The 26000-nt window shown below is 73.2% G+C and carries 19 protein-coding genes and 1 tRNA gene; 14 read left to right on the forward strand and 6 right to left on the reverse strand.

All coding sequences use genetic code 11. The features are described 5' to 3' along the window. Positions 1–281 precede the first annotated feature (281 nt). Complete coding sequence (locus WMF43_RS43730) at positions 282–2711, reverse strand: AAA family ATPase (RefSeq protein WP_437674196.1); 2430 nt, start codon at positions 2709–2711, stop codon at positions 282–284. An 813-nt stretch (positions 2712–3524) separates the two neighbouring features. Beyond that, complete coding sequence (gene metG / locus WMF43_RS43735; RefSeq protein ID WP_437674198.1) at positions 3525–5633, reverse strand: methionine--tRNA ligase; 2109 nt, start codon at positions 5631–5633, stop codon at positions 3525–3527. A gap of 213 nt (positions 5634–5846) precedes the next feature. Between metG and WMF43_RS43740 the strand changes: the two genes are divergently transcribed. From WMF43_RS43740 to WMF43_RS43750, 3 genes are all read left to right on the forward strand, one after another. After that, positions 5847–6542, forward strand: coding sequence for a Dps family protein (locus WMF43_RS43740; RefSeq protein ID WP_437674200.1), 696 nt, complete (start codon positions 5847–5849; stop codon positions 6540–6542). Between the two features lie 92 nt (positions 6543–6634). After that, entirely contained in the window at positions 6635–7921 is a 1287-nt protein-coding gene (locus WMF43_RS43745) for a phytoene desaturase family protein (protein ID WP_437674202.1), read from the forward strand. Positions 7922–7941: 20 nt separating this feature from the next. Continuing rightward, positions 7942–8955 carry a sigma-70 family RNA polymerase sigma factor gene (locus tag WMF43_RS43750; protein ID WP_437674204.1) on the forward strand — a complete coding sequence of 338 codons (1014 nt, stop codon included), beginning with the start codon at positions 7942–7944 and terminating at the stop codon, positions 8953–8955. 366 nt (positions 8956–9321) lie between these two features. On the opposite strand, the gene WMF43_RS43755 is transcribed toward WMF43_RS43750, so the two are convergent. Then, positions 9322–9645 carry a polyhydroxyalkanoic acid system family protein gene (locus tag WMF43_RS43755; RefSeq protein ID WP_437674206.1) on the reverse strand — a complete coding sequence of 108 codons (324 nt, stop codon included), beginning with the start codon at positions 9643–9645 and terminating at the stop codon, positions 9322–9324. 286 nt (positions 9646–9931) lie between these two features. Between WMF43_RS43755 and WMF43_RS43760 the strand changes: the two genes are divergently transcribed. The 3 genes from WMF43_RS43760 to WMF43_RS43770 all read left to right on the forward strand — a co-directional run bounded on the left by WMF43_RS43760 (position 9932) and on the right by WMF43_RS43770 (position 14343). Further along, complete coding sequence (locus tag WMF43_RS43760; RefSeq protein ID WP_437674208.1) at positions 9932–10990, forward strand: hypothetical protein; 1059 nt, start codon at positions 9932–9934, stop codon at positions 10988–10990. A gap of 181 nt (positions 10991–11171) precedes the next feature. Continuing rightward, entirely contained in the window at positions 11172–12842 is a 1671-nt protein-coding gene (gene rseP / locus WMF43_RS43765) for an RIP metalloprotease RseP (RefSeq protein ID WP_437674209.1), read from the forward strand. Then, a complete protein-coding gene (locus tag WMF43_RS43770; RefSeq protein ID WP_437674211.1) occupies positions 12835–14343 on the forward strand; it encodes an RsmB/NOP family class I SAM-dependent RNA methyltransferase in 1509 nt (502 codons plus the stop codon). The genes rseP and WMF43_RS43770 overlap by 8 nt, the downstream gene beginning before the upstream one ends. Before the next feature lie 104 nt (positions 14344–14447). Here WMF43_RS43770 and WMF43_RS43775 read toward each other — a convergent pair whose 3' ends face one another. Then, positions 14448–16022 (reverse strand): AAA family ATPase, encoded by a 1575-nt coding sequence (locus WMF43_RS43775; RefSeq protein ID WP_437674213.1) that lies wholly within the window; start codon positions 16020–16022, stop codon positions 14448–14450. A gap of 366 nt (positions 16023–16388) precedes the next feature. On the opposite strand from WMF43_RS43775, the gene WMF43_RS43780 reads away from it, so the two are divergent. The 7 genes from WMF43_RS43780 to WMF43_RS43810 all read left to right on the forward strand — a co-directional run bounded on the left by WMF43_RS43780 (position 16389) and on the right by WMF43_RS43810 (position 22620). Next, the gene (locus WMF43_RS43780) at positions 16389–17792 is read left to right on the forward strand and encodes a hypothetical protein (RefSeq protein ID WP_437674214.1); all 1404 of its coding nucleotides are present in this window, start codon (positions 16389–16391) and stop codon (positions 17790–17792) included. An 89-nt stretch (positions 17793–17881) separates the two neighbouring features. After that, complete coding sequence (locus tag WMF43_RS43785; RefSeq protein WP_437674216.1) at positions 17882–18187, forward strand: hypothetical protein; 306 nt, start codon at positions 17882–17884, stop codon at positions 18185–18187. Further along, entirely contained in the window at positions 18184–19452 is a 1269-nt protein-coding gene (locus WMF43_RS43790; protein WP_437674218.1) for a hypothetical protein, read from the forward strand. The genes WMF43_RS43785 and WMF43_RS43790 overlap by 4 nt, the downstream gene beginning before the upstream one ends. Positions 19453–19777: 325 nt before the next feature. Then, a complete protein-coding gene (locus tag WMF43_RS43795) occupies positions 19778–21064 on the forward strand; it encodes a hypothetical protein (protein WP_437674220.1) in 1287 nt (428 codons plus the stop codon). A gap of 39 nt (positions 21065–21103) precedes the next feature. Then, positions 21104–21174, forward strand: a tRNA-Gln gene (locus tag WMF43_RS43800). A gap of 304 nt (positions 21175–21478) precedes the next feature. Beyond that, the gene (locus tag WMF43_RS43805) at positions 21479–22177 is read left to right on the forward strand and encodes a sigma-70 family RNA polymerase sigma factor (protein WP_437674222.1); all 699 of its coding nucleotides are present in this window, start codon (positions 21479–21481) and stop codon (positions 22175–22177) included. Further along, positions 22174–22620, forward strand: a complete 447-nt coding sequence (locus WMF43_RS43810) for a hypothetical protein (RefSeq protein WP_437674223.1) — start codon at positions 22174–22176, stop codon at positions 22618–22620. The genes WMF43_RS43805 and WMF43_RS43810 overlap by 4 nt, the downstream gene beginning before the upstream one ends. Positions 22621–22899: 279 nt before the next feature. On the opposite strand, the gene WMF43_RS43815 is transcribed toward WMF43_RS43810, so the two are convergent. Continuing rightward, positions 22900–23673 (reverse strand): Stp1/IreP family PP2C-type Ser/Thr phosphatase, encoded by a 774-nt coding sequence (locus WMF43_RS43815; RefSeq protein WP_437674225.1) that lies wholly within the window; start codon positions 23671–23673, stop codon positions 22900–22902. A gap of 181 nt (positions 23674–23854) precedes the next feature. Further along, entirely contained in the window at positions 23855–25099 is a 1245-nt protein-coding gene (locus tag WMF43_RS43820) for a S1C family serine protease (RefSeq protein ID WP_437674227.1), read from the reverse strand. Between the two features lie 321 nt (positions 25100–25420). On the opposite strand from WMF43_RS43820, the gene WMF43_RS43825 reads away from it, so the two are divergent. After that, positions 25421–25999: an RNA polymerase sigma factor gene (locus WMF43_RS43825; protein WP_437674229.1), complete on the forward strand. Its 579-nt coding sequence runs from the start codon at positions 25421–25423 to the stop codon at positions 25997–25999. Position 26000 lies beyond the last annotated feature (1 nt).

The following is a 26000-nucleotide window of genomic DNA, read 5'->3' on the forward strand; positions in this document are numbered from 1 at the left end:
TCCGGCTCACGAGCCGCGCGCGCCGCAGCCGTGGCGCGCGCGGCACATCTGTAGATCACCGCTCATGTTGATCGAGCGAGAGATGAAGCGCCAAGGACGCCAAGATATTGTCTTCTTCTTGGCGTTCTTGGCGCTCTTGGCGCCTTGGCGTCCTTGGCGCTGCGAAATTCTGCTCGCTTCAGGCTGGTTCACCCCGTTTGTCGCTCTAGGGACGGAGCGGAGATCCGACGAGCCGGCCCGGGTGTGCGCTGGAGGGCAAAGTGTGGCCGCGGAGCGGCTCGTCAGGCCTTCTTGTCTCGGAAGTCGGCGAGGATCATGCTCCCCGTCCCCTCGACCCTCGCGGTCGGAATCTGCATCGAGAGGCAGTTTTCGCGCGTCCATTGCTGGACAGCGTCGGTCACGAAATAGCTCAGGTCATCGACGGTGACGAAGCCTTTGCACGGCGTGGAGCGGTCAGCCTTGCCGAGGAGGCCCTCGATCACGAACGAGGTGAACACGCCCCGCTTCGCTTCGGGGCGCTCCAGCGCGATCTGCTGGGACGTGCTGCCGGCGAGGACGGCGAGCCCCTCGGCGAGCTCGAAGACGTTGTGAACGAAGGCAGGATCGAGGGTCGGACCGCCGATGTTCCGGCCGAGGTTGACGCCCGCGTGACAGGCGTCAAGAAAGAGGATCTTGCGACGGGCGGGGGACTCGAGGAGGATCTTCTTCACGTCCTCGACCGGGAGCGACGACTCCGCGAGGGCCTCCTGGCCGGTGTCGCGAAAGAGGAGCACCGGCTTGCCGTCGATCAAGGTGCCGTGGCAGGAGAAGTGAACCAGGAGCATGTCATTGGGCTTGAGACCGCGAGCGAGGCGGATCAGCTCGTTCTTGACGCGGTTGCGCAGGGGCAGGAAGCGGTCGTCCTCGACGTCATCATGCATTGAGAGCACGGTGTTGAAGCCCAGCGTCTCCTTGAGGACGCCGCCGAGCGCCACGACATCGTCGACGCAGAAACGCAGGTCTCCGATGCTGCGATCGTCGTAGCGACGGACGCCCACGAGGAACGCATGACGCCCGGAGATCGGGCCGATGGCCTTCTCCTTCGCCTCGGCGATGCTGCGGAGCAGCTCCTCGCGGCTCAGCGCGCCGGCGGACGCCTGAGGCGCCGGCGTCGCCGCGGCATGGGAGGGCGCGGTCAGCGCCCCAGCGTCCCGGCCGGACGCGGCCGCCGGCGCTGCTGGAGGATAGGACTCGGCCGGGGCCACGGCGGCCGGGTGGGGTGCGTCCGGCGCCGCTTGACCATACGAATATGGCACAGCGGGCGCCGCGGCCTGAGGATACGAGGCAGCCGCCGCCGCCTGACCATACGGATACGGCGCGGCCGGCGCCGCGGCCTGAGGATACGAGGCAGCCGCCGCCGCTTGACCATACGGATATGGCACGGCCGGCGCCGCGACCTGAGGATACGAGGCAGCCGCCGCCGCAGCTGGATGACTCGCCGACGGGGCAGACGGATGCGGCGCAGCCGGCGCCGCAGCGGCGTGGTGCTGGCTGGGTGGAGATGCGGCAGCCTCGTTCGTTAGCTGCTCCATGATCAGGGTCCGGAGCTCGTCGTGGAAGGGCCGGAACGTGTCCTCGACGCCGGGGCTCGCGAAGCGCTGGAGGAAAGGGCGAGCGACACGCAGGAACGTGGTCGCGTCGAGGCGGTTGCCCCAGCCCGTATGCGCGGCGATGTACGAGAGCGGGAGCGGCGACGGCGCGGCGCAGAGCAGCGCGAGGCTGCGCTTGACCAGCGCCTCCGGCTCCGCGGGGAGGCGGTTCACATGACCCCACAGCTTGAGGAAGACGCCGCGCAGCGTGCGGGGGAGCGGCTCGACGAGGCGGCGTTCAGGGGGCAGCCGCCGCAGCCACTCGGCGAGCTCGACGGAGTAGAGCATGTTGCCCTGGGCCCGCTGCACGGCCCTGTCGGCGACGTGCGGCGGCAGGTTGAGCTCCCTGACGACGCCGTCCCAGTAGGCGCGGCACGCCGCGTGGTTCGAGGCGCTCCACCGCGGCGCGTCGAGGTCGACGTGCGCCGGCGCATACCGCATGAACCAGGTGAGGCTCGTGGTGGGGCGCGACGAGGCGAGCAAGGCGACGCGCGGCGGGAGCGGGGCGGGGAGCAGGCGGGCGAGATCGGAATAACCCCTCTCGTCCTCGGCTTCGTCGAGGTCATCGATGACGAGGAGGAGGCGCATGGCCTCGGGCTCCAGGACACGCCTCGAGACGCGCTCGAGGAGCTCGGCGAGGCGGCGGTCGGGGGCCGCCCGCTCGTCGCGCATGTCGATGAACCGATCCTCGATTTGCGTCGCGATGGAACGGGCGACGACCTCGGGCCGGTCGAGCGCGCTGGTCCTCAAGAAATGGGAGGCGACAGCCCAGCGCTCCTCCGTCCGCACGGTGCGCTCGACCTGCTCGGCCCAGCGGGCGATGTGGCGGCTCGCGCCGGCGAGCACGCCGCGCACGCGATCCACCTCGGAGGCCGCGGCGACGCGCTGAAGATAGCTGGCGAGGATCGCGCTCTTGCCGACGCCGGGGGTGCCCGTGACGAGGACCGACGTCGCTCCCCTCCGGAAGAGGTCGTCGATCTCGTGGAAGACCTCGTCACGGGCGACGAGGCGGGGGTGGTGCTGGCGCTCGCCGCCGGGATTGGCGTGAGGACCGGAGTTACGCTCGCCGTGCTGCATGATCATGACATGTCGCGAGTTTTGGTCGGGTGTCAAGGGTCTTCCAGAGAGCGTGTTTCGAGGATCGTTTCCAACATGGCGCATGAGCCTTCGCCTCTGCGCGGAGCGGCGGTGTAATCGCGCATCCTCTTCAGCGCATGCGCGCGCGGCGCCATCGCCTGGGCACCGCCGGCTCCGTTGCTCCGTTGCTCCGTTGGCCCGATGCACCCACCGCGCCGGCGCCGTATCCCGTGACTCGCGAGCTCGCCGCCGGGCGTGTCGTGGGACGGCGCGCGGGCGCGCGCGCGGGCCGCCCGCCGGCCGTCCCGTACGTCGTATGGCCGTGGTGCCCCTGCCGGCGATGCATGGCTGTGACCCAGCGGCGCGCTCGACCTGCGAGCCGCCGCGCGTGCGGCCCGCGCGTGCGGCCCGCGCGTGCGGCCCGCGCGTGCGGCCCGCGCGTACGGCCCGTGCATGCGGCCCGCGCGTGCGGCCCGCGCGCCGTCCCACGACACGCCCGGGTCGCGGTCGGATGCCGTGGCGGCTCAGCGACGCGACCCCTCGTTATTCCACCGCGAGGGTCCGATCCGGAACGCGGTCATTTGCCCGCGCGATCGCGCTGCCTCGCCGCTGGCGCGGCGGTTGCTGTCAGGCCAGGCACACGGTTCAGCGCGGCGGCCGAGAACAGGAGACATCGTGTCGACTGAGGGGCAGCGGCGCGGAGGATCCACACCGATCTGCTGTCCGCCTATTGCGCCGACAGCGGCGGCAACGACGCTGTGATCACCTGCCGCGCGCCATTGCGACGCCGCGCCGACCTCCTCGAGAAGACGCGGAGCGTCAATGCACCCGCATCCCCGGCTTCGCCCCCGAGTCCGGCGAAAGGAGGTGCACCGTCTCGTCCCCCGCCGCCAGCACCATCCCCTCGCTGACGCCGAACTTCATCTTCCGCGGCGCCAGGTTGGCGCACACGATGACGAGCCGCCCGACGAGATCCTCCGGCTTGTAATACGCCTTGATCCCGGCGAACACCGTCCGCCTCACGTCCCCGCCGAGCGACACGGTGAGCTTGAGCAGCTTCTTCGCCTCCGCCACATGCTCCGCCGCCACGATGCGCGCCACGCGCAGGTCGACCTTCGTGAAGTCGTCGATCGAGCACTCCGCCGCGAGCGGCTCCTTCGCGAGCGCCGCGCCGTCGTCCTCGACCGCCGCCGCCGCGCCCCCGCCCGCCGCCGCTCCCTGCGCTGCCGCCGCGCCAGCCGCTCCCCCGCCCGCCGCCCCGCCCGTCCCCGCCGCCTTCTCCACCGTCGTCTCCTCCACAGGCCTGCTCTCCGCGATCATCTTCTCCACCGCCGCCGGCTCCACGCGCTTCATGAGGTGCTCGTACGCAGCCACCTTCGTCCCCACGAGCGGCGTCTTCGCGAGCTCCCACCGGTCCATCGGGCACCCGAGCAGCCGCGCCACGTCGTCGGCCAGCTTCGGCAGCACCGGCGCCAGGTAGATCACGATCTGCCGGAACAGGTTCAGCGCCACGGTGCACACCGCCTGCACCTCCGCCTTCCGGTCCGGCTGCTTCGCCAGCGCCCACGGCTGCATCCGGTCGACATACTCGTTCGCCCGATCCGCCAGCGACACGATGATCCTCGTCGCCCGCGCGTAATCGAACCCCGCGTACGCCGCCCCGATCGCCTCCGCCTCGCCCGCCGCCGCCGCGAACAGCCCCCCGTCGTCCGGGTACGCCGCCGACAGCCCCGTCTGCGCCACGAACCGCGACGACCGGCTCGCCAGGTTCACGACCTTGTTCACGAGCTCGGCGTTCACCTTGTTCACGAGCTCTTCCAGGTTCAGATCGATGTCGTCGACCTTCGAGCTCAGCTTGCTCGCGTAGTAATACCTGAGGTACGCCGGATCCAGGTGCTTCAGGTACGTCGAGGCGAGCACGAACGTGCCTTTGCTCTTCGACATCTTCTCCCCGTTCACCGTCAGGAACCCGTGCACCTGCACCCGCGACGGCAGCGTGAAGCGCGCGCTCTTCAGCATCGCCGGCCAGAAGAGCGTGTGGAAATACACGATGTCCTTGCCGATCACGTGGACGATCTCGGTCTCCTCCGAGCGCCACCAGTCGTCGAACGCCTCCCCCTCCCGGTCGCACCACTCCTTGCTCGCGGCCATGTAGCCGATCGGCGCGTCGAACCAGACATACCAGTAGTTGCCGGGCGCGTCGGGGATCTCGAACCCGAAATACGGCGCGGGCCGCGACACGTCCCAGTCGCGGAGGGGCTCCGACAGGAAGTGGCCCGCCAGGTAGTTCGCGATCTCCTTCGGCATCCGCCCCTCGCCCTGCGTCCAGGTCGAGAGGAACGGCCGCTCCGGCTCGATGGCGACCATCAGGTGCTGCGCGCTCCGCACCTCGGGCCGCGCCCCCGTGAGGGCGCTCCTCGGCTCGACGAGATCGGTCGCGGCGTAGGTCGCGCCGCACTTGTCGCAGCTGTCGCCGTACTGATCGGGCGCGGCGCACTTCGGGCATGTGCCCTTGACGAAGCGGTCCGCCAGGAACATCCCCTCTTTCGGGTCGAAGAGCTGCGTGACGTCCTTCGTGGTCACCATCCCGCGCTCGCGCAGCGACGCCCAGATCTCCTGGCAGAGCGCGCGGTTCGCGGGGGAGTTCGTGCTCCCGTAATGGTCGAAGCGGATCTGGAACGCCGCGAAATCGCGCTGGTGCGCCGCGCTCATGTCGGCGATGACCTCGGCCTCGCTCCGCCCCTCCTGCCGGGCGCGGATCATGATCGCGGTGCCGTGGGTGTCGTCGGCGCAGAGGTAGATGCACCTCCGCCCGGTCATGCGCCAGTACCGCGCGAAGATGTCCGTCTGCGTGTACTCGACCAGGTGGCCGATGTGGATGTGACCGTTCGCGTAGGGGAGCGCGCTGGTGATGAGGAGCCGTTTCATGCTGGGCGGGACTTTGCACGAAATCCCGGCCCGACGCCAATCGCGGGACGCGCCGCGAGGCACCCCCGCCCGCCGCGGCGCGCCTCCCGCGGTCCGCGCGCGGGATCCCCTCGCGCGTGGGGCCTCGCGCGAGCGCGGCCCCGGGGCGAGAGACTTGGACGGAGCGCACCTCCGCCTTAGATACCGACTGCACCGATCGACGTGGAGGGGACCATGAGCGCGATGAGCCAGCGACGGCAACGTGGGAACAGCGGAGGAGTGCAGGCGCGCGAGGCGCAGCCCCTCCTCCGGCAGCGAAGCCGAGAAATCCAGCCTTTCGGGACGCTCGTCGACTATCCGCTCGCGCTGAGCGCGAAGGCGCGCGCGACGAGCGTCAAGGTGCTCAATCAGATCCTCGCGGACACGCTCGTCCTGCGCGACATGTACAAGAAGCACCACTGGCAGGTGGCCGGGCCGACCTTCTACCAGCTCCACCTCCTCTTCGATAAACACTTCAAGGAGCAAACCACGCTCATCGACGCGCTCGGCGAGCGGATCCAGACCCTGGGCGGCATCGCGCTGGCCATGGCGCACGACGTCGCGGAGAGCACCAAGATCGAGCGCCCGCCGCGAGGCCGCGAGCAGGTGCCCGTCCAGCTGTCGCGCCTCCTCGAGGCCCACGAGGTGATCGTCGCGGAGGTGCGCAAGGCGGTGACGATCACGACCGAGCGCGGCGACGACGGCACGGCCGATCTGCTCATGAGCGACGTCCTCCGCACCCACGAGATGCAGGTGTGGTTCCTGTCCGAGCACCTCGTCGACACCCCGCTCGTCCGCGCCGGTGAACGGCGGGGGCGCGCGCGGCCGCCGGCCGGCGCCCGCCGCCGCGCGTCGCGGATGACCCCCTCCCCGCGCCGGCCGGCGCGCTGACCCCCGCCCGGGCCGCCTCCGAAAAAATCGTCACGACCCAGGTAACCTTTCCGGCCCCTCGAGCGTGGTACCGCCAGGAAAGGGAATACGTGATGAACACTACAAAAGACGTGGTGGTGATCGGCGGCGGGCTCGCCGGGCTGGCGGCGGCGGCGTACCTGGGCCGGGCGGGCCGCTCCGTCGCCCTGGTCGAGAAGGCGCACGCGCCGGGCGGCCGCGCCGTCACGCAGGAGAGCCGCGGCTTCTCGCTGAACCTCGGCGCGCACGCGCTCTACCGCGGCGGCGCGGCGCACGAGGTGCTCCGCGACCTCGGCGTCCGGTTCACCGGCGCGCCGCCGCCCACGTCGGGCGCGTTCGCCCTCGACGGCGGCGTCCTGCACACCATGCCGTCCGGCGCCCTGTCGCTGCTCACCACGGGCCTCTTCGGCCTCGCCGCCAAGCTCGAGATGAGCCGGGTCCTCGGCGGCCTCGCCGCCGCGAACCCCGCGCCGCTCGCGTCGGTCCCGGTCTCGGCCTGGCTCCGCGACGCCTTCCGGGCGCCCGAGGTGCGCCGCTTCGTCGGCATGCTCGTCCGGCTGACGACCTACTGCGCCGACGAGCGCCAGAGCGCCGGCGCCGCGCTCGCCCAGGTGCAGCAGGCCCTCGGCCACGGCGTGCTCTACCTCGACGGCGGCTGGAAGACGCTCGTCGACGGCCTGCGCGACGCCGCGACGGCGGCCGGCGTCGAGATCATCACCGGGGAGCGCGCCAGGCAGGTCGTCCTCCAGGGCGGCGCCGTCTCCTCCGTGGAGCTCGCGAGCGGCGCCCGCCTCCGCGCCGGCGCCGTGCTCATCGCCGCGAGCCCGCGCGCCGCGGCCGCGCTCGCGCCCGAGGTCCCGGCCCTCGCCGCGTACGCCGAGCGCGCCATCCCGGTCCACGCCGCGTGCCTCGACGTCGCGCTGTCCAGGCTGCCGCGCCCGCGCTTCCGCGTCGCGCTCGGCGTCGACCGCCCCCTCTACCTGTCGCTCCACTCGGACGCGGCCCGGCTCGCCCCTCCGGGCGGCGCCGTGATCCACGCCGTCCAGTACGGCCCCGAGCTCGCCGGCCGCGACGCCGAGCGCGAGCTCGACGACCTGCTCGCCCGCGCGCAGCCGGGCTACCGCGACGTGCTCGTCGAGCGCCGCTTCCTGCCCTCGCTCGTCGTCTCCAACGCGGTGGTCACCGCGGAGGGCGGCGGCTACGCCGCGCGCCCGGGCGTCCACGTCCCGGGCCTCGACGGGCTCTTCGTCGCGGGCGACTGGGTCGGCCCCACGGGCATGCTCGCCGACGCGAGCCTCGGCAGCGCGCGCCACGCCGCCGCGGCCATCCTCGCCCGCCGCGCGCTCGACCACGCGGCGTGACAGGGTTACCTGGGCGCTCCATGAGCAGCACCACGGCCTCCCCTGCCCCGCCGCGCGCGGCGCCCGCCCCGCGCGCGGCGCCCGCCCCGCCGCCGGGCTTCGTCGCGGCGAGTTACCGCGAGCACGAGCGCTTCCTCTGGGCCCTCTCCTACCGGCTCACCGGCAGCGCCGCCGACGCGGACGACATCGTGCAGGAGACGTTCGTGCGCGCGCTGGAGCGCCCGCCCGCGCGCGCGGACGAGCCCGTGCGCCCGTGGCTCACGCGCGTCGCGCTGAACCTCGGCCGCGACGTCCTGCGGCGCCGCAAGCGCCGCCCCTACGACGGCCCGTGGCTCCCCTCGCCCATCGAGGCCGAGCCCGAGCCGCCGTCGTTCGAGATCCCCGGCAAGGACGGCACCGAGGGCCGCTACGATCTCCTGGAGAGCGCCTCCTTCGCGTTCCTCATCGCCCTCGAGGCGCTCACCCCGCAGCAGCGCGCCGTGCTCCTGCTCCGCGACGTCTTCGATTACTCCGTCCAGGAGACCGCCGCCGCCCTCGCCCTGTCCGAGGCGAGCGTGAAGACGACGCACCACCGCGCCCGCCGCGCCCTCGAGCCCTACGACCGCGACCGCGACCGCTGCCGCCCCACGCCCGAGCTCGTCGAGCGCTCGGGCGCGGCGCTCGTGCGCTTCTTCCAGACGCTGGCGACGCAGGACGTCGCCGCCGTCGAGGCCCTGCTCGGCGAGGGCGTCCGCATGGTCAACGACGCGAACGGCGAGTACAAGGCCGCGCGCCGCGTCGTCGTCGGCCAGGACCGCGTCGCGCGCTTCTACCTCAGCGTGAGCAAGAACTGGGGCGGCCTCGCGCTCCGCTCCGAGCTCCGCCTCCTGAACGGCCTCCCCGCGCTCGTCATCGAGCGCCACGGCCCCGCCGACAGGCTGGCTCCCCGGTACGTCGTCCACTGCGACGTCGACCCGAGCGGGCGCATCACCGCGATCCACACCGTGCTCGCCTCGCGCAAGCTGACGGCGGTGCGCCCGCTCGCGTCGCCCTGATCCCCCCGAACGAACGCGAAGGAGGGCGGAGGCTCAGGAGCACAGTCCTCTGCCGGCCGAGCGCTGGAGTGAGTGGTGGCGCGGGGCGCGCTTCGGCCGGCGAAGATGATACTGTGTTGCAGCAGCATAACCCCGCCGGGCGCTCATGTCCACGGCGGAACAGCCTGGCTGCCTGTTCAGGTCGGCCAGCCGACCTCGAAACGGCCGCCGCGGCGGCGCGGAGCTCCGGGGAAACAGCGCGGGCTCCGCGCGCCTCCGCCGGGGAGCGGCGCTCGGAGGTCCCGACATGTGCTCTGACGCAGGGGTGCCGCGCGCGCCGCCGGGGTGCGCGAACAGAGATCCTGACAGGATCTCTGACGCGCGGGACTAGCCCGCTTTCTGGCTCCGCTCCTTGTGCGCCTCTTCGATGAAGTGGCGAACCTCCTTGTCGATCGCGGCGATCGCCACGCCCTTGAAGGGGCGCAGGAGGAAGGGCACGTCGAGATCGACGTCCAAGGCGCCGGGGCGGAGCTCCATGGAGCCTTTCAGCTTGACCCCCTTCACCGAGAAGCCGAGCTCGGCGCGTTTGTCGTCGCGCCACAGGAGGAACGGCTCGTACTCCGCGTAGCGCTCCCGGTACTGCGCGATCGCTCGCTCGGCCGCCAGCTTTGCTTCCGTGTCGTTCAGATCGTGCTCAATCGTGTGCTTCATACGGAGACCTCGCAGGTGGTGTCAGGGCACATCGCGAGAATCGGTCAGGAAACGCCGCAAGGAGCCTCTGATTCCGGCCGCGGCGCCGGCCGACTTCCCTCGTGAGATAACACGGATGCGCCGCGCCCGCGGCCCCGCGCGGCCCTTGATCCAGATTTGCACCGTGTGACATTTCGCCCCGGGGCGATCCCGCGCGTTTCTGGCGCTCCCGGGGCCGCGCGCCGGCTCGCGCGGCGGCGGCGCGGCGAGCGCCTCGGGAGGCACCGGCGATGCAACACGCCTCTTCATGCGTACCTGCGGCGCTCGACCCGGCGTTCTCCTCACCTTCGCGACCGCGTCGGCCCTGCTGCTCGGCGCCGCCGGGTGCGCGATCCCCGTGCGGGCCTCCTCGGCGGATCCGGAGGTCGCCAGGAGCCAGACGCCGGCGGCGATCGACGCGGCGATCGAGAAGATGGATGAGGCGGAGACCAAGCGCCGCCTCGAACGGATGATGGCCAGCCCGGAGATGAGGGCGGCGCAGCGGCAGCTCATCGCTGGGCTCATCGACGGCACGCTCGCCTCGCTGAGCGAGGCGGATCGCGCGGCGCGGATCAACGCGCTCACGACGCAGTACATGCGCGGGGTCGTGCAGAGCGCGATGGACGGGGCCCTCGACGGCGCGCTGAGCGAGGACGGCAAGCGCGAGCTCTCGCGCTTCACCGGATCGCTCCTGGAGGTGAGCGTCCGGCAGCTCAAGGAGAGCCTCGACGAGGTCGACGTCGGGCCGTCCGTGTCGGCGGCGCTGCGGGAGCAGCTCGGCCCGGCGCTCCAGGTGGTGATCGCGGAGAACCTCGGCCCGGGCATGACGTCGGTGCTCGGCAGCGAGGATTTCCAGCGCGCGCTGGGCGCGACCGCGCGTGTCCTCGGCCGCGAGATGGTCGCCGGCGCGAACGAGGCGCTCGTGGAGATCCAGCAGCGGAGCGGCAGGTCCCAGGGCGAGTCGACGCTCTCGCGCCTCGGCGACCTCGCGGACGGGGGCGCGCAGCTCGTCGACATGCTCTCGTGGTTCCTCGGCGCGGTCGCCGTCGCGCTCGGGGCCTGGGTGGCGGTCCTGCTGGTGCAGCGGAAGCGGTACCGCGCCGAGACCGAGCAGCAGGCGCGGACGCGCCTCCTCATGGAGGCCCTGGAGGCGTCCGAGGGCAAGCCCTGGTCGGAGGAGCTGCTCTCGGCGCTCGAGGAGCGGTTCCGCGCCGAGCAGGAGGTGGACGGGGCCGTCCAGATCCGGCGGGCGCGGCAGAAGCTCTACCGGGCGAGCGCCCAGGCCGACGGCGTCGACCGGCCGCCGCCGCGGTCGTCGATCGGCTGACGGCCCCTCCGGCAGCTGACGGCCCCTCCGGCAGCCGACGGCCCCTCCGCCGGGCCCGTCCTGCGCCCGCGCCGCCCCGGCGCCCGGCCTCCCCGGCCCGAACGCGCCCTCTGCTGGGGCCGCTCGTGTGCTCCCGTGCCAGTGGTCGCCGCGCCCGGCCTCGCGTAAAGACACCCCCGCCGTGGACCTCCTGTATTTCGCGCTGCTCTGCTCGGTGCTCATCTTCGTGCACGAGCTCGGCCACTTCGTGTGCGCGAAGATCTTCGGCGTGAAGGTCCTCACCTTCTCGATCGGCTTCGGGCCCCGGGTGCTGCGGCTCCGGGGCCGGGAGACGGAGTACTGCGTCGCGCTCCTTCCCCTCGGCGGCTTCGTGAAGATGCTCGAGGAGAACCGGCAGGAGGCGGTGCTCCCCGAGGATCGCAAGCGCACCTTCGAGTCCCAGGCGCTCTGGAAGCGCGTGATCATCGTCATGGCCGGGCCGGCGATGAACGTGCTGTTCCCGGTGCTGCTCTACTTCGCGGTCTTCATCGGCGAGACCCGCTTCGTCCCGCCCACGGTCGGCGTCGTCCTGCCGGGGCACCCGGCCGAGGGCAGGCTCGAGCCGGGCGACCGCGTCCTCGAGGTGGACGGCGAGCGCGTCAGCACCTTCGCCGAGCTGCACCGCGCCGTGCAGAAGAGCCCGAACCAGGAGCTCCGGCTCAAGGTGTTCCGCAACAAGGAGCACGTCGAGGTCACGGTCGTCCCGGAGGAGAAGCTCGTCCAGAAGCCGCTCGAGATCGTCGACCGGGTGGGCGAGATCGGCATCAAGCCGAGCCGCCCCGCCGCCGTGGTCGGCGTCTCGCGGCCCGACTCCCCCGCCTACCGCGCCGGGCTCCGCACCTTCGACGTCGTGACCGAGGTCCGCGGCACGCCCGTGAAGACGTTCGCCGACCTCGAGCTCGCGCTCGAGGACAACCGCGGCGCGACGGTGCCCGTCACGTACCTGCGCCCGGTCCCGGTGCACGGCGCGCTCGGCGGGCTGGCGGAGCTCGCGGTCTACGAGTCGGGCGTCGCGGCGCTGACCCCGGAGTCGGGCCACGGCGACCTGCTCGCGCGGACCGGCATCGAGCCGGCGGATCTCTACGTCGCCGAGGTCCCCGAGGGCTCGGCCGAGTGGGGCGCCGAGCTCCGGCCGGGCGACCGCATCACCGAGGTCGACGGCGTCGAGGTCACCGCCTGGTCGACCTTCGTCGAGCGGCTGTTCGCCGCGCCCGACCGCCCGCACGTGATCACCTGGCAGCGCTCGGGCCAGCGCAAGAGCGGCACGATCGAGCTCCGCCGCGAGGACTGGATCGACGAGTACGGCCAGCATCGCCCCCGCTTCTACCTGCGCGCGTCGAACTGGTCGCCGATGGTGGCCGAGCCCTACGTCGACAGCCCGTCGGCGTTCCGGTTCGCGCTGGAGAGCGCGGTCGACGAGACGTACGACGTCATCCGGTTCATCGTGGTCGGCATCGTCCGCATCATGGAGGGCAAGGTCAGCATCTCCACGCTGGGCGGCCCGATCACGGTGTACGACGTGATCGGCGAGGAGGGCGCGAAGGGCGTCAGCTATTTCGTCTGGGCGATGGCGGTCATCTCGATCAACCTCGGGCTCATCAACCTGCTGCCCATCCCGGTGCTCGACGGCGGCCACCTCCTGTTCTTCACGTTCGAGGCGGTGCTTCGCCGCCCGCTGCCGCTCAGGGTGCGCGAGATCGCGAGCCTGCTCGGGCTCGTGGTGCTCATCGGCCTGATGGGCATCGCCTTCAAGAACGACGTCGAGCGCCGCTGGGACGTGATCCAGGGGCAGCTGAAGGAGCTCGTTGGCTGACCGGGCGAAAGGGGACGGGCGCGGCACGGACGGCGAGCGCGGCGCCGCGCCGGGGCCGAGGGAGAGCGCGCCGCGCGCGGTCGCGGCGCGCGTGCTCGCGCGGGTGTGGGGCTCGGACGCCTTCGCGTCCGCGGCCCTGGACGCCGAGCTGCGGCGCGCCCCGGGGCTGGATCCGCGGGACGCCGGCCTCGCGACCGAGCTCGTCTACGGCGTCCTGCGCGCGCAGGGGGCGCTCGAGGCGCGCATCGCCGAGTTCGCGTCGAAGAGCCGCTGGACCACGGATCCGCTGGTGCGGGCGCACGTGCTGATCGGCGCGTACTCGCTCTGTTTCCTCGATCGCGTCCCGCCGTTCGCGGCCGTCTCGGAGGCGGTGGCGGGCGCGCAGTCGGTCGCCGGGCCGCGCGTCGGGGCGTTCGCGAACGCGGTGCTGCGCCGGCTCGCGGCGGCCGTGGAGGGCGGCGCGCGCCCGCCGCTCGCGGCCGCGGTGGTCGCCTCGGCGCCGGGGTGGCTGCGGGGCGCGCTGCGCCGCTCGCTCGGCCGCGCGCCCGCCGAGGCGTTCCTGGCGGCCGGCCCGGTGCCGCCGCCGGCCGGGATCTGCCTCGCGCCCGGCGAGGATCGCGACGCCTGGCTCGAGGCGCTGCGGTCCGCCGCGCCCGCCGCGTCGTTCGAGGCGGGGCGCGTCTCGCCGCGGGCGATCCTGGCGCGCGGCGCGGGCGACCTCCGCCGGCTGCCCGGCGCCGGCGCGGCGTGGATCGGCCAGGAGGAGGGGGCGCAGGCGCTCGCCCTCGCGCTCGGCGCGTTGCCCGGCGAGCGTGTGCTCGACGCCTGCGCCGGCCGGGGCAATAAATCCTGGCTGCTGTCGCGCGCCGTGCTCCCCGGCGGCGCGGTGGACGCGGCGGATCTTTACCCGGCGAAGCTCTCGCAGCTCCGCGCGACGCTGAGCGCGCCGCCGGCGAGCTCGGAGAGCGCGAGCGCGCAGGCCGGCGACGCGGAGGCCGGGGTGCCGGCCGGCGGCGCAGACGCCGCCGCGCGCGGCGGGCTCGGGTCGGCGGCCGCGCTCGTGCGCGCGACGTACGCCGTCGACTGGACGGTGGGCGCGGGCGACGTGCCCGAGGGCTACGACCGCGTGCTCGTCGACGCGCCCTGCTCCGGGGTGGGCACGCTGCGGCGGCGCCCGGAGATCGCGCTCCGCCGCGAGGCCGACGACCTGCCGCGCCTCGCTGACCTCCAGGTCGCGATCGTGCGCCGCGCCGCGACGCGGGCCCGGGACGGCGGCCGGCTCGTGTTCGCGGTGTGCAGCGTGCTGCGCGAGGAGTGCGAGGCCGTGGTCGCGCGGCTCGCGGCCCCGGCGGACGACGACCTCGGCGTCCGGCTGGAGCCGGCGCCGTTCGACGCGGAGCTCGCGCGGGAGCTGTCGGGCGGCGGCGACGCGTTCCGCCTGCTGCCGCACGAGCACGGCACGGACGGGTATTTCGCGGCGATGTTCATCGTGCGGCGATGATCGCGGGCGCACGTCCGGCGACGCAGCTGCGCGGCCCTGCGACGCGGCTGCGCGGCCCTGCGACGCGGCTGCACGGCCGGCGATGCAGCTGCATGCGCCTTCCCTCAGGCGCGGAGGACCGTGACCCGGCGCCCGGACGGCGTGAGCGCCTCCTCGAACCGGGTGCCTGACTCGGGGTCGGCGGCGGGCCGGCGGTCGAAGATCACGGCGACGCCGGTGTCGAGGGACAGCCCGTCGAGGTAGGCGTCCAGCTGGGTGAGCGCCTTCGGCAGGGGGTCCTTCTCGCCGTCGCGCCAGACCTTGAGCTCGATCGCCTCCCGCTGCCACGCGCGTTTCCCGTCCTCCCCGGTGTAGGGCCAGCGCACGAGCAAGTCGATGCGGCCGCGGCCGACGCCGTACTCCCGGTCGACGTAGCCGCCGCCGTTCACCACGCGCTGCAGGTACGCCATGAGCACGAGCTGCGGCGCCACCTCGTGGTAGGGCATGCGGCCGGCGAGCAGCGCGCCGTGCTCCCGCCAGAACGCGGCGAACTCGCGCAGCAGCCGCGCGACGTCGAAGCGCCCGTCAGGCCGGACGAACGCGCGCGGGTCGACGGCGATCGCGTCCTCTGCGGGGTTCGCGAGGACGCGGACGATCACCTCGCGGTAGATCGGGTTGGCGATCCGGAGCGGCCTGTCCGGCGCGACGAGGCCGAGGTCGCGCACGTACTGCGCGTCGTCGTCGTAGGTGTCGCCGCCCGCGAAGCCTCCCTCGAGCAGCGGCGCGAGGACGCGGCGCACGCGCGGCTCCATCAGGCGCGCCACCAGGGAGTCGAGGTGGGTGGCGCGCGCGAGGATGAGGCGCTCCTTGGCTTCCTCGACGTGCGCCGCCGTGATCGCCTCGCCGGGAGGTACCTTGATCTTCTCGACGATCTCTCGCCCGAGCGCGTTGACGAGCCACGGCTGGCCGCCGGTGAGCTCCATGGCGCGGGCGATCGCTGGATCGGTAAATAGCTGACCGGTCTCGTCGGTGTGCTGCGCGTAGAGCGCGCGCACCTCATCCAGCGTGAAGTCGCTCAGACGAAGGGAGTTGACCTTGACGTTGAACGGGCTGCTGGTCCCGAGCCGCGACGGGTCGCCGCCGCTCTGCGCCCTGTAGTCCCGCACGTCCCGCAGGCCGCAGAGGACGACGGACGCGGGAAAGTGGACCGGCCGCTCGGGGAACCCCGACCGGAGCTGGCGCAGCACGCTGATCAGGCCCTGGCCGCGGAGCGCGTCGATCTCGTCGAAGAAGAGCGCGAGCGGGCGCGGGCACACCTCGGCCCACGCGCGGAGCGCCGCCAAGAGCAGCCCGGTGTCCGAGGCCGGCGGGAACGGCGGCGGACGGAGCTCGGCCGGCAGCGCCTGCTCGGCGCGCTGGCGGATGGCGTCGAGGACGGCGCGCTGGGCGGCCGCGTAGTCGTCGCCGGCCGTCTCGCCCGTCTCGCACGAGAAGTGGAGCGCCGCGTGGCGGCCGGACGTGGTGAGCTCCTCGGCGAGCGCGCGCAGGGTCGTCGTCTTGCCGGTCTGACGGGGCGCGTGCAGGACGAAATAGCTCGCTTGGTCCACGAGCGACGGCGCCTCCGGCAGGCGCTGAGCCGCGGGGATCATGTAGTGCAGGTCGGGACGGCAGGGCCCGGCCGTGTTGAAGCGGCGGCTCATGCGGCGAGCGTGGCGGTCGCCGCGCCGGAGGGCAAGAGGGTCCCCGGGGGGGGGTCCGCGTGGGGGCCTTCGTCCGTGCGCTCAGCCGCGCGTGCGCCGCGCCACGCGCGCTGCGGCCGAGATCGGCCGTCCCAAGGAGCCCGGCTGGTGGATCAAACCTCCACCAGGTGAACCGGTTAAGTTCAACGACACAGGCAATCCCTCCTTGAGGATGGTTCCAGTACTCATGTAACCGCCTGAAACAACGTCGGTTTCATCCAAGGAGCCGAGCGCTGCGGCGCGGCGGTCCGCCGCTTGCTCTGACGTGCTCGGCGACGAAGACAGCCAGCCTTCCCGGGCGGCTGCGCACTTGGAGGACATTCTCTTATGTTGAAGGCAAGTGTAACTTGGGCGCGCGGCGTGCTCCCCTGTCTGCTCGCCGTGGCGGCCACGGCCTGCGTCGCGGCGGGCGACGCCGGGGACGACGACGTGGACGTGGTGGAAGCCGCCGTGGTGGGCGATCAGTGCCCCGCGCCGAACGGCGGCATCACGTGGAACGACAGGCGCCGCTTCATGTACGGCGTGAACTACGCCTGGAACCAGTTCGGGGGCGACTTCGGCGGCATCGCCCGGTGGAACGTGCGGGGCGTGGCGGCGAACCAGGCCGATCACGCGGCGAAGCTCGCGGACATGCGCGCGCACGGCGCGAACGTCATCCGCTGGTGGGTGTTCCCCGAGTTCAGGGGGGAGGGCGTCCGCTTCGACGGCTCCGAGACCCCGCTCGGCCTCGGCGGCACCGCCGTGGCGGACCTGCAAAAGGCCCTCGAGCTCGCGGAGCGGCAGGACGTCTACCTGATGCTCTGCCTCTTTTCCTTCGACAATTTCCGGCCGAGCCACGACAGCTCGGGCATCCACATCCCGGGCCTCGCGCCGATCGTGAGGAGCACGAGCAAGCTCGACAGCCTCATCGCGAACGTCGTGCGGCCGCTGGCGCGGGCCGCCGAGGGGAGCCCCTACCGGCGCCGGCTGGTCGCGTGGGACGTGATCAACGAGCCGGAGTGGGCGATCAGCGGCCGGAACCCCTACGGCGACCCGAGCTACACCCCGATGAGCGAGCTCGACGCGGTGAGCCACGCCGAGATGGAGCGGTTCGTCGCGCGCACGACCGACGCGCTCAAGGCCGAGAGCTCCGCGCTGGTGACGGTCGGCGGCGCGGCGGCGAAGTGGGGCAAGGCCTGGTCGCGGGTCAACATCGATTTCTACCAGTTCCACATCTACGACTGGGTCAACGAGTGGTGGCCGTACTACCTCTCTCCCGAGGAGCTCGGCGTCGGCGACAAGCCCGTTGTCATGGGCGAGTTCCCGATCGCCAGCCTGAGCGGCGTCCCGTACCAGGATCTCCTCGAGAGCTTCTACGCGAACGGCTATGCCGGCGCGATGGGGTGGGATTACGGCACCGCGACGGGCGCGCAGCTCGACCAGATGCGCTCCTTCGCGTCGCGGCACGTGTGCGAGACGGACTACTCCGCGGGCTACGGCGAGCTGGGCGGCGGCAGCGGCGGGACGACCACGGGCGGCGGCTCCACCACGGGCGGCGGCTCCACCACGGGCGGAGGCACGACCACAGGCGGCGGGACCACCACAGGCGGCGGGACCACCACAGGCGGCGGAACCTGCACCGATACGCCGCCCGACAGCCGGTACACCTGCGCTCAGCAGGCGGGGTGGGGCAAGTGCAACGAGACCTGGATGCGCGGGTTCTGCAACAGGTCCTGCGGCCGCTGCGGCTAGCCTCTTCTCCGCAACCGCTGCTCCCGGGACCGGCCGCCGCGCTCGCCGCTGTACCGTGCCGCGCGCGTGTGAGAGGATCACGCTCGGCCATGAAGAGGATCAAGCTCAAGCTGCACAGCGACGAATACCACCTCAGCGCCGTCGGCTACCTGTTCGAGGATCCTGCGCCCGACGCGGATCCGGCCGGCGTGAAGCCGTTCTCGATCCGCAACACCGTCTTCCCCGAGTTCGACCTGGAGCCCGGCAACTACATATTCCGCTTCAGGGTTCGGAACGGCAGCGGCAAGTTCCAGATCTTCGCCTTCGACCCCAAGACGAACCAGAGCACCCGCGCGGACTACGACACGTCGAGCGGCGCCGAGGGCCTCACGTTCAAGTTCAAGGTGACGCCATGAGAATGTCCCTGCTGCTCTTGGCTCCCGCAGCGCTGCTCGCGCTGTCCGCGCCCGTGTTCGCCCAGCCCGCGGCGCCGCCGTCCGACCCTGCGCCGCCCGGCGCCCCGCCGCCCGCCGCGCCCGTGCCGCCCGCCGTCGCGGCGCCCGGCACCCCCGCCGCCGCCGCGCCGACCGACGCTGCGCCCGCCGCGCCGCCGCCGGACGCCGCCCCGGCGCCCGTGCGGCCCCCGAGCGCTCCCATCGCGCCGGTCGCGCCGATCGCGCCGGTCGCGGGCGCGCCGATCGAGCCGGCGGCGACGGAACGACAGCTCATCTACCTCGTGCCCGCCGAGGTCACGGGCCGCTCCGACGGCGGCGCGCTGGCGCGGGTCGGCTTCGGCGTGCTCGCCGGGTTCGGCGAGGTGACCGATCCGACCGGCTGGGACGTGAGCGCCGTGATCGAGGCCGAGGTCGCGACCCAGAACGGGCTCGCCACGTTGATCGGCTTCAGCGAGGCCAGCGCGACCGGCGATGCGCCCATCGGCAGCCTGCGTCTGTCCACCTCGTTCGCGCGGCTCGATTTCCACGGCGAGGGCAGCTCGGCGTACCCGCCGCTGATCCTCTACGCCGGCGGCGCGATCGGCCGCACGCAGTTCAACTACCTCGCCCCGGGCCCCGCGCGGCGCGACGAGAGCCTGCCGCCGACGTACGTGCCGCGCGAGCTCATCGCCTTGCCCTGGAGCGTCGGCGCGGCGGCGGTCTACATCGGCGAGGGCGGATCGAAGCTCGCGCCGACCCTCGAGGGGCAGATCGCGTTCGAGTCGCGCTGGACCGCATCGACGGACACGCTCTCGTGGTGCGCGCGCGCGGGCGACGTCGCGACGGGCGTCGATCCGATCAACCAGGCGCCCACCTACACCCCTGCGGAGCGCTGCCGGCAGGAGGTGCTCGGCAGGCCGATCAACAGCCAGGAGCTCACGATCACGGCGCACGCCGGGCTCGTCGACAAGGTGGCGAACGCCACGTTCCGCGCCGCGGCCGGCGCGCGGGTCGCGGTCGCGCTCAACGACGACGCGCCCGCCGACGTCCGCATCGATCTGCGCGCCCCGGTCTACGTCACGCTGGCGCGCGCGCCGGCTGGCACGAACTACCGCGGCCTCATCCGGCTGATGCCGGCGCTCAGCATCACCCGGTTCTCGAACGGCGAGCGGGACATCGGCGGCATGCTCGAGATCAGCTTCCTCGGCCAGCGCGCGATGTTCTCGGACAACTACACCGACCTCTGACCCGCTTCGCCTCCGGCCTCACCCGCACCGGCCTCACCCGCACCGGCCTCACCCGCGGCACAGCTCAGCCCGATCAACGGCGCGGTCTCTGACCGCAACGCGCCGCGACCCCCGCGGCGCGGCCTGCCTTCCCCGCGGCGCGGTTCGCCTCACCAGCGGCGCAGCCCAGCCGCGATCGCCTGCTCGAAGGCGCAGGATCCCGGCGCCCGCACGTCCCGCACTTTCTTGGCCCACCCCGCCGGCATCCGATACCGACGCACGAGAGCAGCGGTGGTGCACCCGGAAGCACATCGGGTGGGCCGGCCGCAAGCGTGACGGAGAAGCGATGGGCCCGAGCGCGGCGTACAGCAGGGTGGAGGGGCTTTGCGACGGCGGCTCGCCGGCGTCGAGCGGCGTGGAGGGGCGCAGGCGAGCGCAGCCGAGCCTGTGCAGCGCCCCGACGATGCCGTTCAGCTCGCAGGCCGGCGGCGTGGCGGAGGAGCTCCCGGAGTCGAGGCCGTGGTGCGTCGACCACGGCGACTGGCTCGAGGCGATGAGCACGGTCGCGCTGTGGCGCGCGCTCGAGACGGGGGCGCTCCCCCACGGCACGCGCGTGTGGCGCGAGGGCCTCGAGTGCTGGACGCCCGCGGGCGAGGTGAAGGCGCTCGGCTGGACCCTCTCGCAGCCGCCCCCGGCCGCGGAGGCCTGCGCGCTCTCCGCCGCGGGCGAGGGGGTCGAGTCCACGGGCCCGCTCAGCTTCGCGCTGACGCCCGACGACCTCAGGACCGTCGCGCCCCGTCCTTCGCTGGGCGCCCCTGCGTCGAGCGACGACGGGCGCGCGGAGGCCTTCACGCTCGGCCGGTTCCCGCCGGCCGAGGCGGCGGCGCAGCACGAGACGCCCTCGCCGCCGATTTCCCTCGAGATTCCAGCGTCTTTCCCGGTCGTCCCCTCGTGCGGACCGGACACGCTCCCGAGCCCCGGGGCCGCGAGGCCGGGCGCGCTCAAGCTGCGGCCCGGGCCGGCGCGCGATGCGCGCGCGGCGGACCGGGCGTCGCGCGGCCGGGTGTCGGGCGTCTGGTCGACGATCACGCGCCGCGCCCGCGCGCACCGGAGCTCGATCTCGCTCGCCGCGGGCAGCGCCGCCCTGGTGCTCGCGCTCGGCCTCTCGGCGCTGAGCGCGCTCGCGCCTCCGGGCCCCCGGACCGCCGGCGCGGCGGCCCTGCCGGCGGCGCACGCCGGCGTCGCCCGGGGCGTCGCCGCCGCCGCCGTCCATGTCGGTCGCCCCGAGGCCTCGGAGCTCGCCAGGCCAGCGGCCGCCGCGGCTCCGGCCCACGACGTCGCGGTCTCGGCCCACGACGCCGCCGCGGCTCCGGCCCACGACGCCGCGGCCCCGGCCCACGACGCCGCCGCGGCCTCGGTCTGGGGCGCCGCCGCGGCCGCGGCGCCGCTGCCGCGCGCCGAGAAAGCCCCGGCACCCGCGCTGAAGCCGGCGCCCGTGGGCCGCCGCGAGCGCGGGCAGTTCCGCCTGCGCCGAGGTCGTTCCGAGGCGGACACCACGCGCGGCATCAGTTATCCCGCCCGCGGTCGCGGCTCCTGGATCGGGACGGGTGCCATCCCGCGCGACTCGCGCTAAGGTGCGCGCCGCGCGGGGTCAGCTCCGGCCCCGCGGCACTCCGGCGTCGTTCAAGGGCAGGACGGGGGACTTTGAATCCCCTAATCGTGGTTCGAATCCACGCGCCGGAACCTGTCGAGCGCCCGCGCCCTCCAAGGGGGATCGTGGCGGGCGATCCGCACCCTCCTCAGCATCGTCCATCCCGCGCGCGGGGCGCCTCCGCTGTCCCCCTCGGCCTCGAGCGCGCCCGGCGCGTCGGCCTGCTCGCTATTGTCTGGCGCGCCCGCGCCGGGGTTGTTTACCGTGGTCTCACCGAAGGCTCCGCCCCTGCCGCGCGGCGGGCGCGAGCCCCTGGATCCTGGAGGACCGGACGGCGTGGCGAGTGATGAAGGAGACCGCGAACGCGGAGCTCCGACCCCTGGTGAAGCGGCCCGCGTGCGCGGCTCTCCGGCCTCTGGTGAAGCGCCGCGCGGCCGCGGCGCGCCGCCCCGGGCCGACGTGGACCCCGCGCGCGACGCCGCCCTGCACCTCGACGCGGCCGAGGCGCAGTTCATCGCGCGGCTCGTCGCGCGTGACGAGGGCGCGTTCAACGAGCTCGTGGTCATGTACGAGCGCCGCGTCTTCGCCCTCGTCTACCGCATGCTCGGCCGGCGTGACGAGGCCGAGGACCTGTCCCAGGAAGTCTTCGTGCAGGTCTTCAAGGCGATCGACCATTTCCGCGGCGAGTCGAAGCTCTCGACCTGGATCTACCGCATCGCCGTGAACCTCTGTAAGAACCGGACGAAGTACCTCTCGCGGCGGCACGCCGGCGCCCAGGACGACATCGACGCGATGGCCGAGCGGGTCCCGCTGTCGGCCGCCAAGGGCGTGAGCGTCGGCGACGTGAGCCGCCCCGACGAGCTCGTGGAGGGCATGCAGCTCGAGGCCGTCGTGAAGCACGCCATCGGGCAGCTCGATCCCGAGTTCCGCGAGGCGCTCATCCTGCGCGACGTCGAGGACATGTCCTACGAGGAGATCGCCTCGATCACGGGGCTGCCGGACGGGACGGTGAAGAGCCGGATCCACCGCGCGCGCGGGCAGCTCCGCGCGCTGGTCGAGAAGGTGATGGGGGAGAAGGTGAGAGGCGGGAAATGAGCGGAGCGGATGACCCCAGGCGCACGGGGCAAGCCGAGGAGCCGGCCGCTTCCGGCGTGGAGAGCGGCAGCCGCCCCACGCCCCCGACGGCGCGCGCGGCGCGAGGGGCTGAAGACGACGCGCCGCCGCCGCCCGCGGCGTCGCCCGACCTGCCCGACGACGGCGATCTCCCCGACGACGGCGACCTGCCGCTCGTCGACGAGGTCGACCTCCGCGAGCTGCTCCGCGGCGCCATGCGCGCGCCCCCGGCCGCCCCGCCGAGCCTGCTCCGCGGCGTGCAGCGCCGGATCCGCACGCGCTCGCGCGGCAAGTTCTACGGCGACGGCTGGAGCACCACGCGCTCGCCGCGCTCCACGTACCTGATGACGAGCCTGTTCATGCTCGCCCTCATCGCCTTCGTCTTCCTGGTGCTCGTCCCCTGGAGCGGCACCACCCTGCCCTGAGCATCGCTCCCCAGGCGCGACCGCCGCCGAGCATCGCTCCCCCTCCGCACGACCGTCACCGAGCGGCGCTCCCCCTCCGCACGGCCGTCACCGAGCGGCGCTCCCCCTCCGCACGGCCGTCACCGAGCGGCGCTCCCCCTCCGCACGGCCGTCACCGAGCGGCGGTCACCCGCACAGGAGACGGGCCCAGATCGGCGTTTTCGGCGCGGAAGCGCACTCCTGTGCGCTGAGCACCGAAAACGTCGAGGTGGGCCCGTATCCGAAGCGGGTGCCCGCCGCTCACTGCGTCCAGCGGACGAGGACGCACGTCACGTTGTCGGGGCCGCCGTTCTCGTTGGCGCGCTCGATCAGCTTCGACGTCGCGACCTGGATGTCCTGGTTCTCCGAGAGGATCTGCGCCATCTCGTTGTCGCTCACCGGGCCGGAGAGGCCGTCGGAGCAGAGGACGTAGAGGTCGTTCAGCTGCGGCACCTCGAAGCGCGTGTCGACCTTCACCGTGTCCTTCATGCCGAGCGCGCGCACGATCACGTTCTTGTGCGGGAAGTTCGCGATCTCCTCGGGCGTGAGCCGCTTCATCTTGATGTAGTCGTTGAGGAGCGAGTGGTCCTCGGTGAGCATCTCCAGCTTGCCGTCGCGGAAGCGGTAGACCCGGCTGTCGCCGACGTGGGCGACGTAGACGCCGTCGTTCGCCGTGAAGATGCCGACGAACGTCGTCCCCATCCCCCGCTTCTTCGCCTCGCGCTGCGCCGTCTCGTAGATACGCAGGTTCGCGAGCTTGATGCCCGTGATCAGCCGGTTTTCCTCATAGCCCTTCGACCTGTCCATCTTGTAGGGCCAGGTGCGCTCCGGGTCGTCCTGCGTCTGGGCGAAGAAGTCCTGCATCGCGTCCACAGCCATCTTCGACGCGACCTCGCCCGAGGCGTGACCCCCCATCCCATCGGCGACCATGAAGAGGCCGTACTCCACCATGATGCCGAAGTTGTCCTCGTTGTGGTTGCGCTTGCGCCCGACGTTCGTCTCGCCGGCCACCTCGATTCGAAACGTTTGGGACACGGATCACCCGATCGAAGGCCCCGCGCGCGGGGCGCGGGGCGGAGGCTGATTGAACACCGCGAGCGCGCCGGGTCGAGCCGCTCAAGCCCGATCCTGGAGGTTCGGTTGACGACGTGTCAACCCGATCGCGCCCGAGCGCCGAGCTTATAAAATCCCCGCGCGGGGCAGCATCATTTTTCGCTTACTTGCGGTACTCTTCGGTCGTCGTGGCGCCCGGCCTCGGCGGCGGGAGCTCGCCCGGGTGGGCGGCGGCCGGCTTCATCGCGCCGGCGGCCCTCGGATCCGGGGCGGCGCGGAGCTGGACCGTGACCTCGCGGTACCTGCCGCCGCTCAGCACGATCAGCGGGACCTTCTCGCCGATCGCGTGCGTGCGGATCGCGTCGGCGAGCGCCTCCGGGGAGGTGACCGGAACGCCGTTCACCGCGAGGATCATGTCGCTGCCCGCGCGATCGCCGCCCTTCAGGCGGGCCTCGTCCGCGGGGCTCTCGGGGTGGACCACCGTGACGCGGACCCCCTTGGCCACCGGCGACGCCTCGCCGACCCCCTGGATCCCGAGCCACGCCGCCGGCTGGACCGCGTCCTTCGGCACGGCGCGGAGGAACGACCGGATGGCGCTGATCGGCGCCCCGAACGCGACCGGCGTGCAGGGCTTGCCCTCGTTCGGGGCGCAGCCGCGGCCGAGCACCGCGACCACGCGGCCGTCCTCGTCGACGATGGGCGCGCCCAGGTCGAGCGGCGAGATGCGCGACCCGAGCTCGATGGCGTCGTCGAGCTGCCGGTCGTCGCCGCCGATCAGCGCGCGGTGCGACCGGAGCACGAGCGGGACGGCCGCGACCTTGCCGCGGGCCGCCGTGAAGGAGCGGATCTGCGCGTCCGGGCGCACGGGATCGCGCGACGAGGCGGTGAGCCCCTCGGTCCACCGGCCGGTCTGCGGCACGAGCAGCGCGAGATCCCACACGCGGTCGTGGTAGCCGAGCTTCACCCGCACGGTGGTCCCGTCGGCGAAGCGCGCGGAGAGGTCGTTGCCCGCGCCGAGCGGCGAGAGCGCCGTGAGGACGCGCCCGTCGCCGGCGAGCACCGCGCCGAGGCCGACGACCTGCCCGCCCCGCTCGATGACCGCCACGCCGCGCGCGGCGCGCTCCTCGGCCGAGGCCTCCGCCTTGTCGGCCGGGCCGCGCTTCGCCTCCGCGGGGCCCGCCTTCCGGTCCTTGCCGCCGGCGTCCGCCCGGGCGGGGACCGCCGCGGCGCCTTTCCTCTTGTTCTTGGGCGCCTTCGGGGCCGGCGGCGGCGGGGCCACGTCCTCGTCCTCGGACTCCTCGGCCTGCTCGTCGTCCGGCGCGCCCTGCCCGAGCGCCGCGGGCGCGAAGAGCGCGCAGGCCGCGAGGGCGGCGAGCGCCGCGGCCAGGGACCGTCTCCATCGCTTCACAGGCGAGGTGTCAACGGGAGCGCTCGGCCCGGCATCGCCGGGCGCGGCGGCCTTCGAGGGAACGGAGAGGCTTGTCTCATTCATAAGCGCGGCTCCTGAGGCGACTGCCGATTCTGCTGCGGCTGGGATCGTATTGCAAAAGGCAAAGGCCGCGCCGGCGTGTACGGTGGGAGCGGCCACAGGATTCCGTCCGGGGGGACGGGGGCGGTGGGCGTGGTCGCGGTGGGCGGGGGCGTGGTCGCGGTGGGCGGGGGCGTGGTCGAAGAGAAATCCGGTCACGAACCGGGGGGACGAGGGCACATGGCTGGCGATGAGGCAGCGATGGCAGCGGGGTTAGCGCTCGTGGGCTCGGAGGGCGACGCGCGGGCCGACGAGGCGCGCGCGATCGAGGGGTTGATCGGGGCGGGCGACTTCCGGGAGGCGCTGTCGCGCTGCGCCAGGGCGTACGCCGTGCCGCTGGGCCGGCTGTGCATGGCGTTCACCGGGTCGCAGGCGGAGAGCGAGGAGCTGGTGCAGGAGACGCTGCTCGCGGCGTTCGACGCGTTCCCCCAGTACCGCGCCGAGGGGAGCGTGCGGGCCTGGCTCTTCGGGATCGCCCGGCGCCTCTGCGGGCGGCACACGGAGCTCAAGGCGCGGCGGGAGGCGCGGCTGCGGCTCGTGCACGACACGCGACCGCGGCCGGACGCGAGCGAGCTCGCGGTGGAGCGCGAGCGGGCCGAGCGCGCCCGCGCCGCGCTGGCGAAGCTGAAGCCGAGCGAACGCGAGGCGGTGGTGCTGCGCTTCGAGGCGGGGCTCTCCTTCAAGGAGGTGTCCATCGCGTGCGGGATCGACGAGGCGGCGGCGCGCAAGCGGGTGAGCCGCGCGCTGGTCCGGCTCAGGGCCGAGCTGGGCGAGGAGTGAG

This window comes from Sorangium sp. So ce131 (assembly GCF_051519095.1).
In the GTDB taxonomy this organism is placed as follows: Bacteria; Myxococcota_A; Polyangia; order Polyangiales; family Polyangiaceae; genus Sorangium.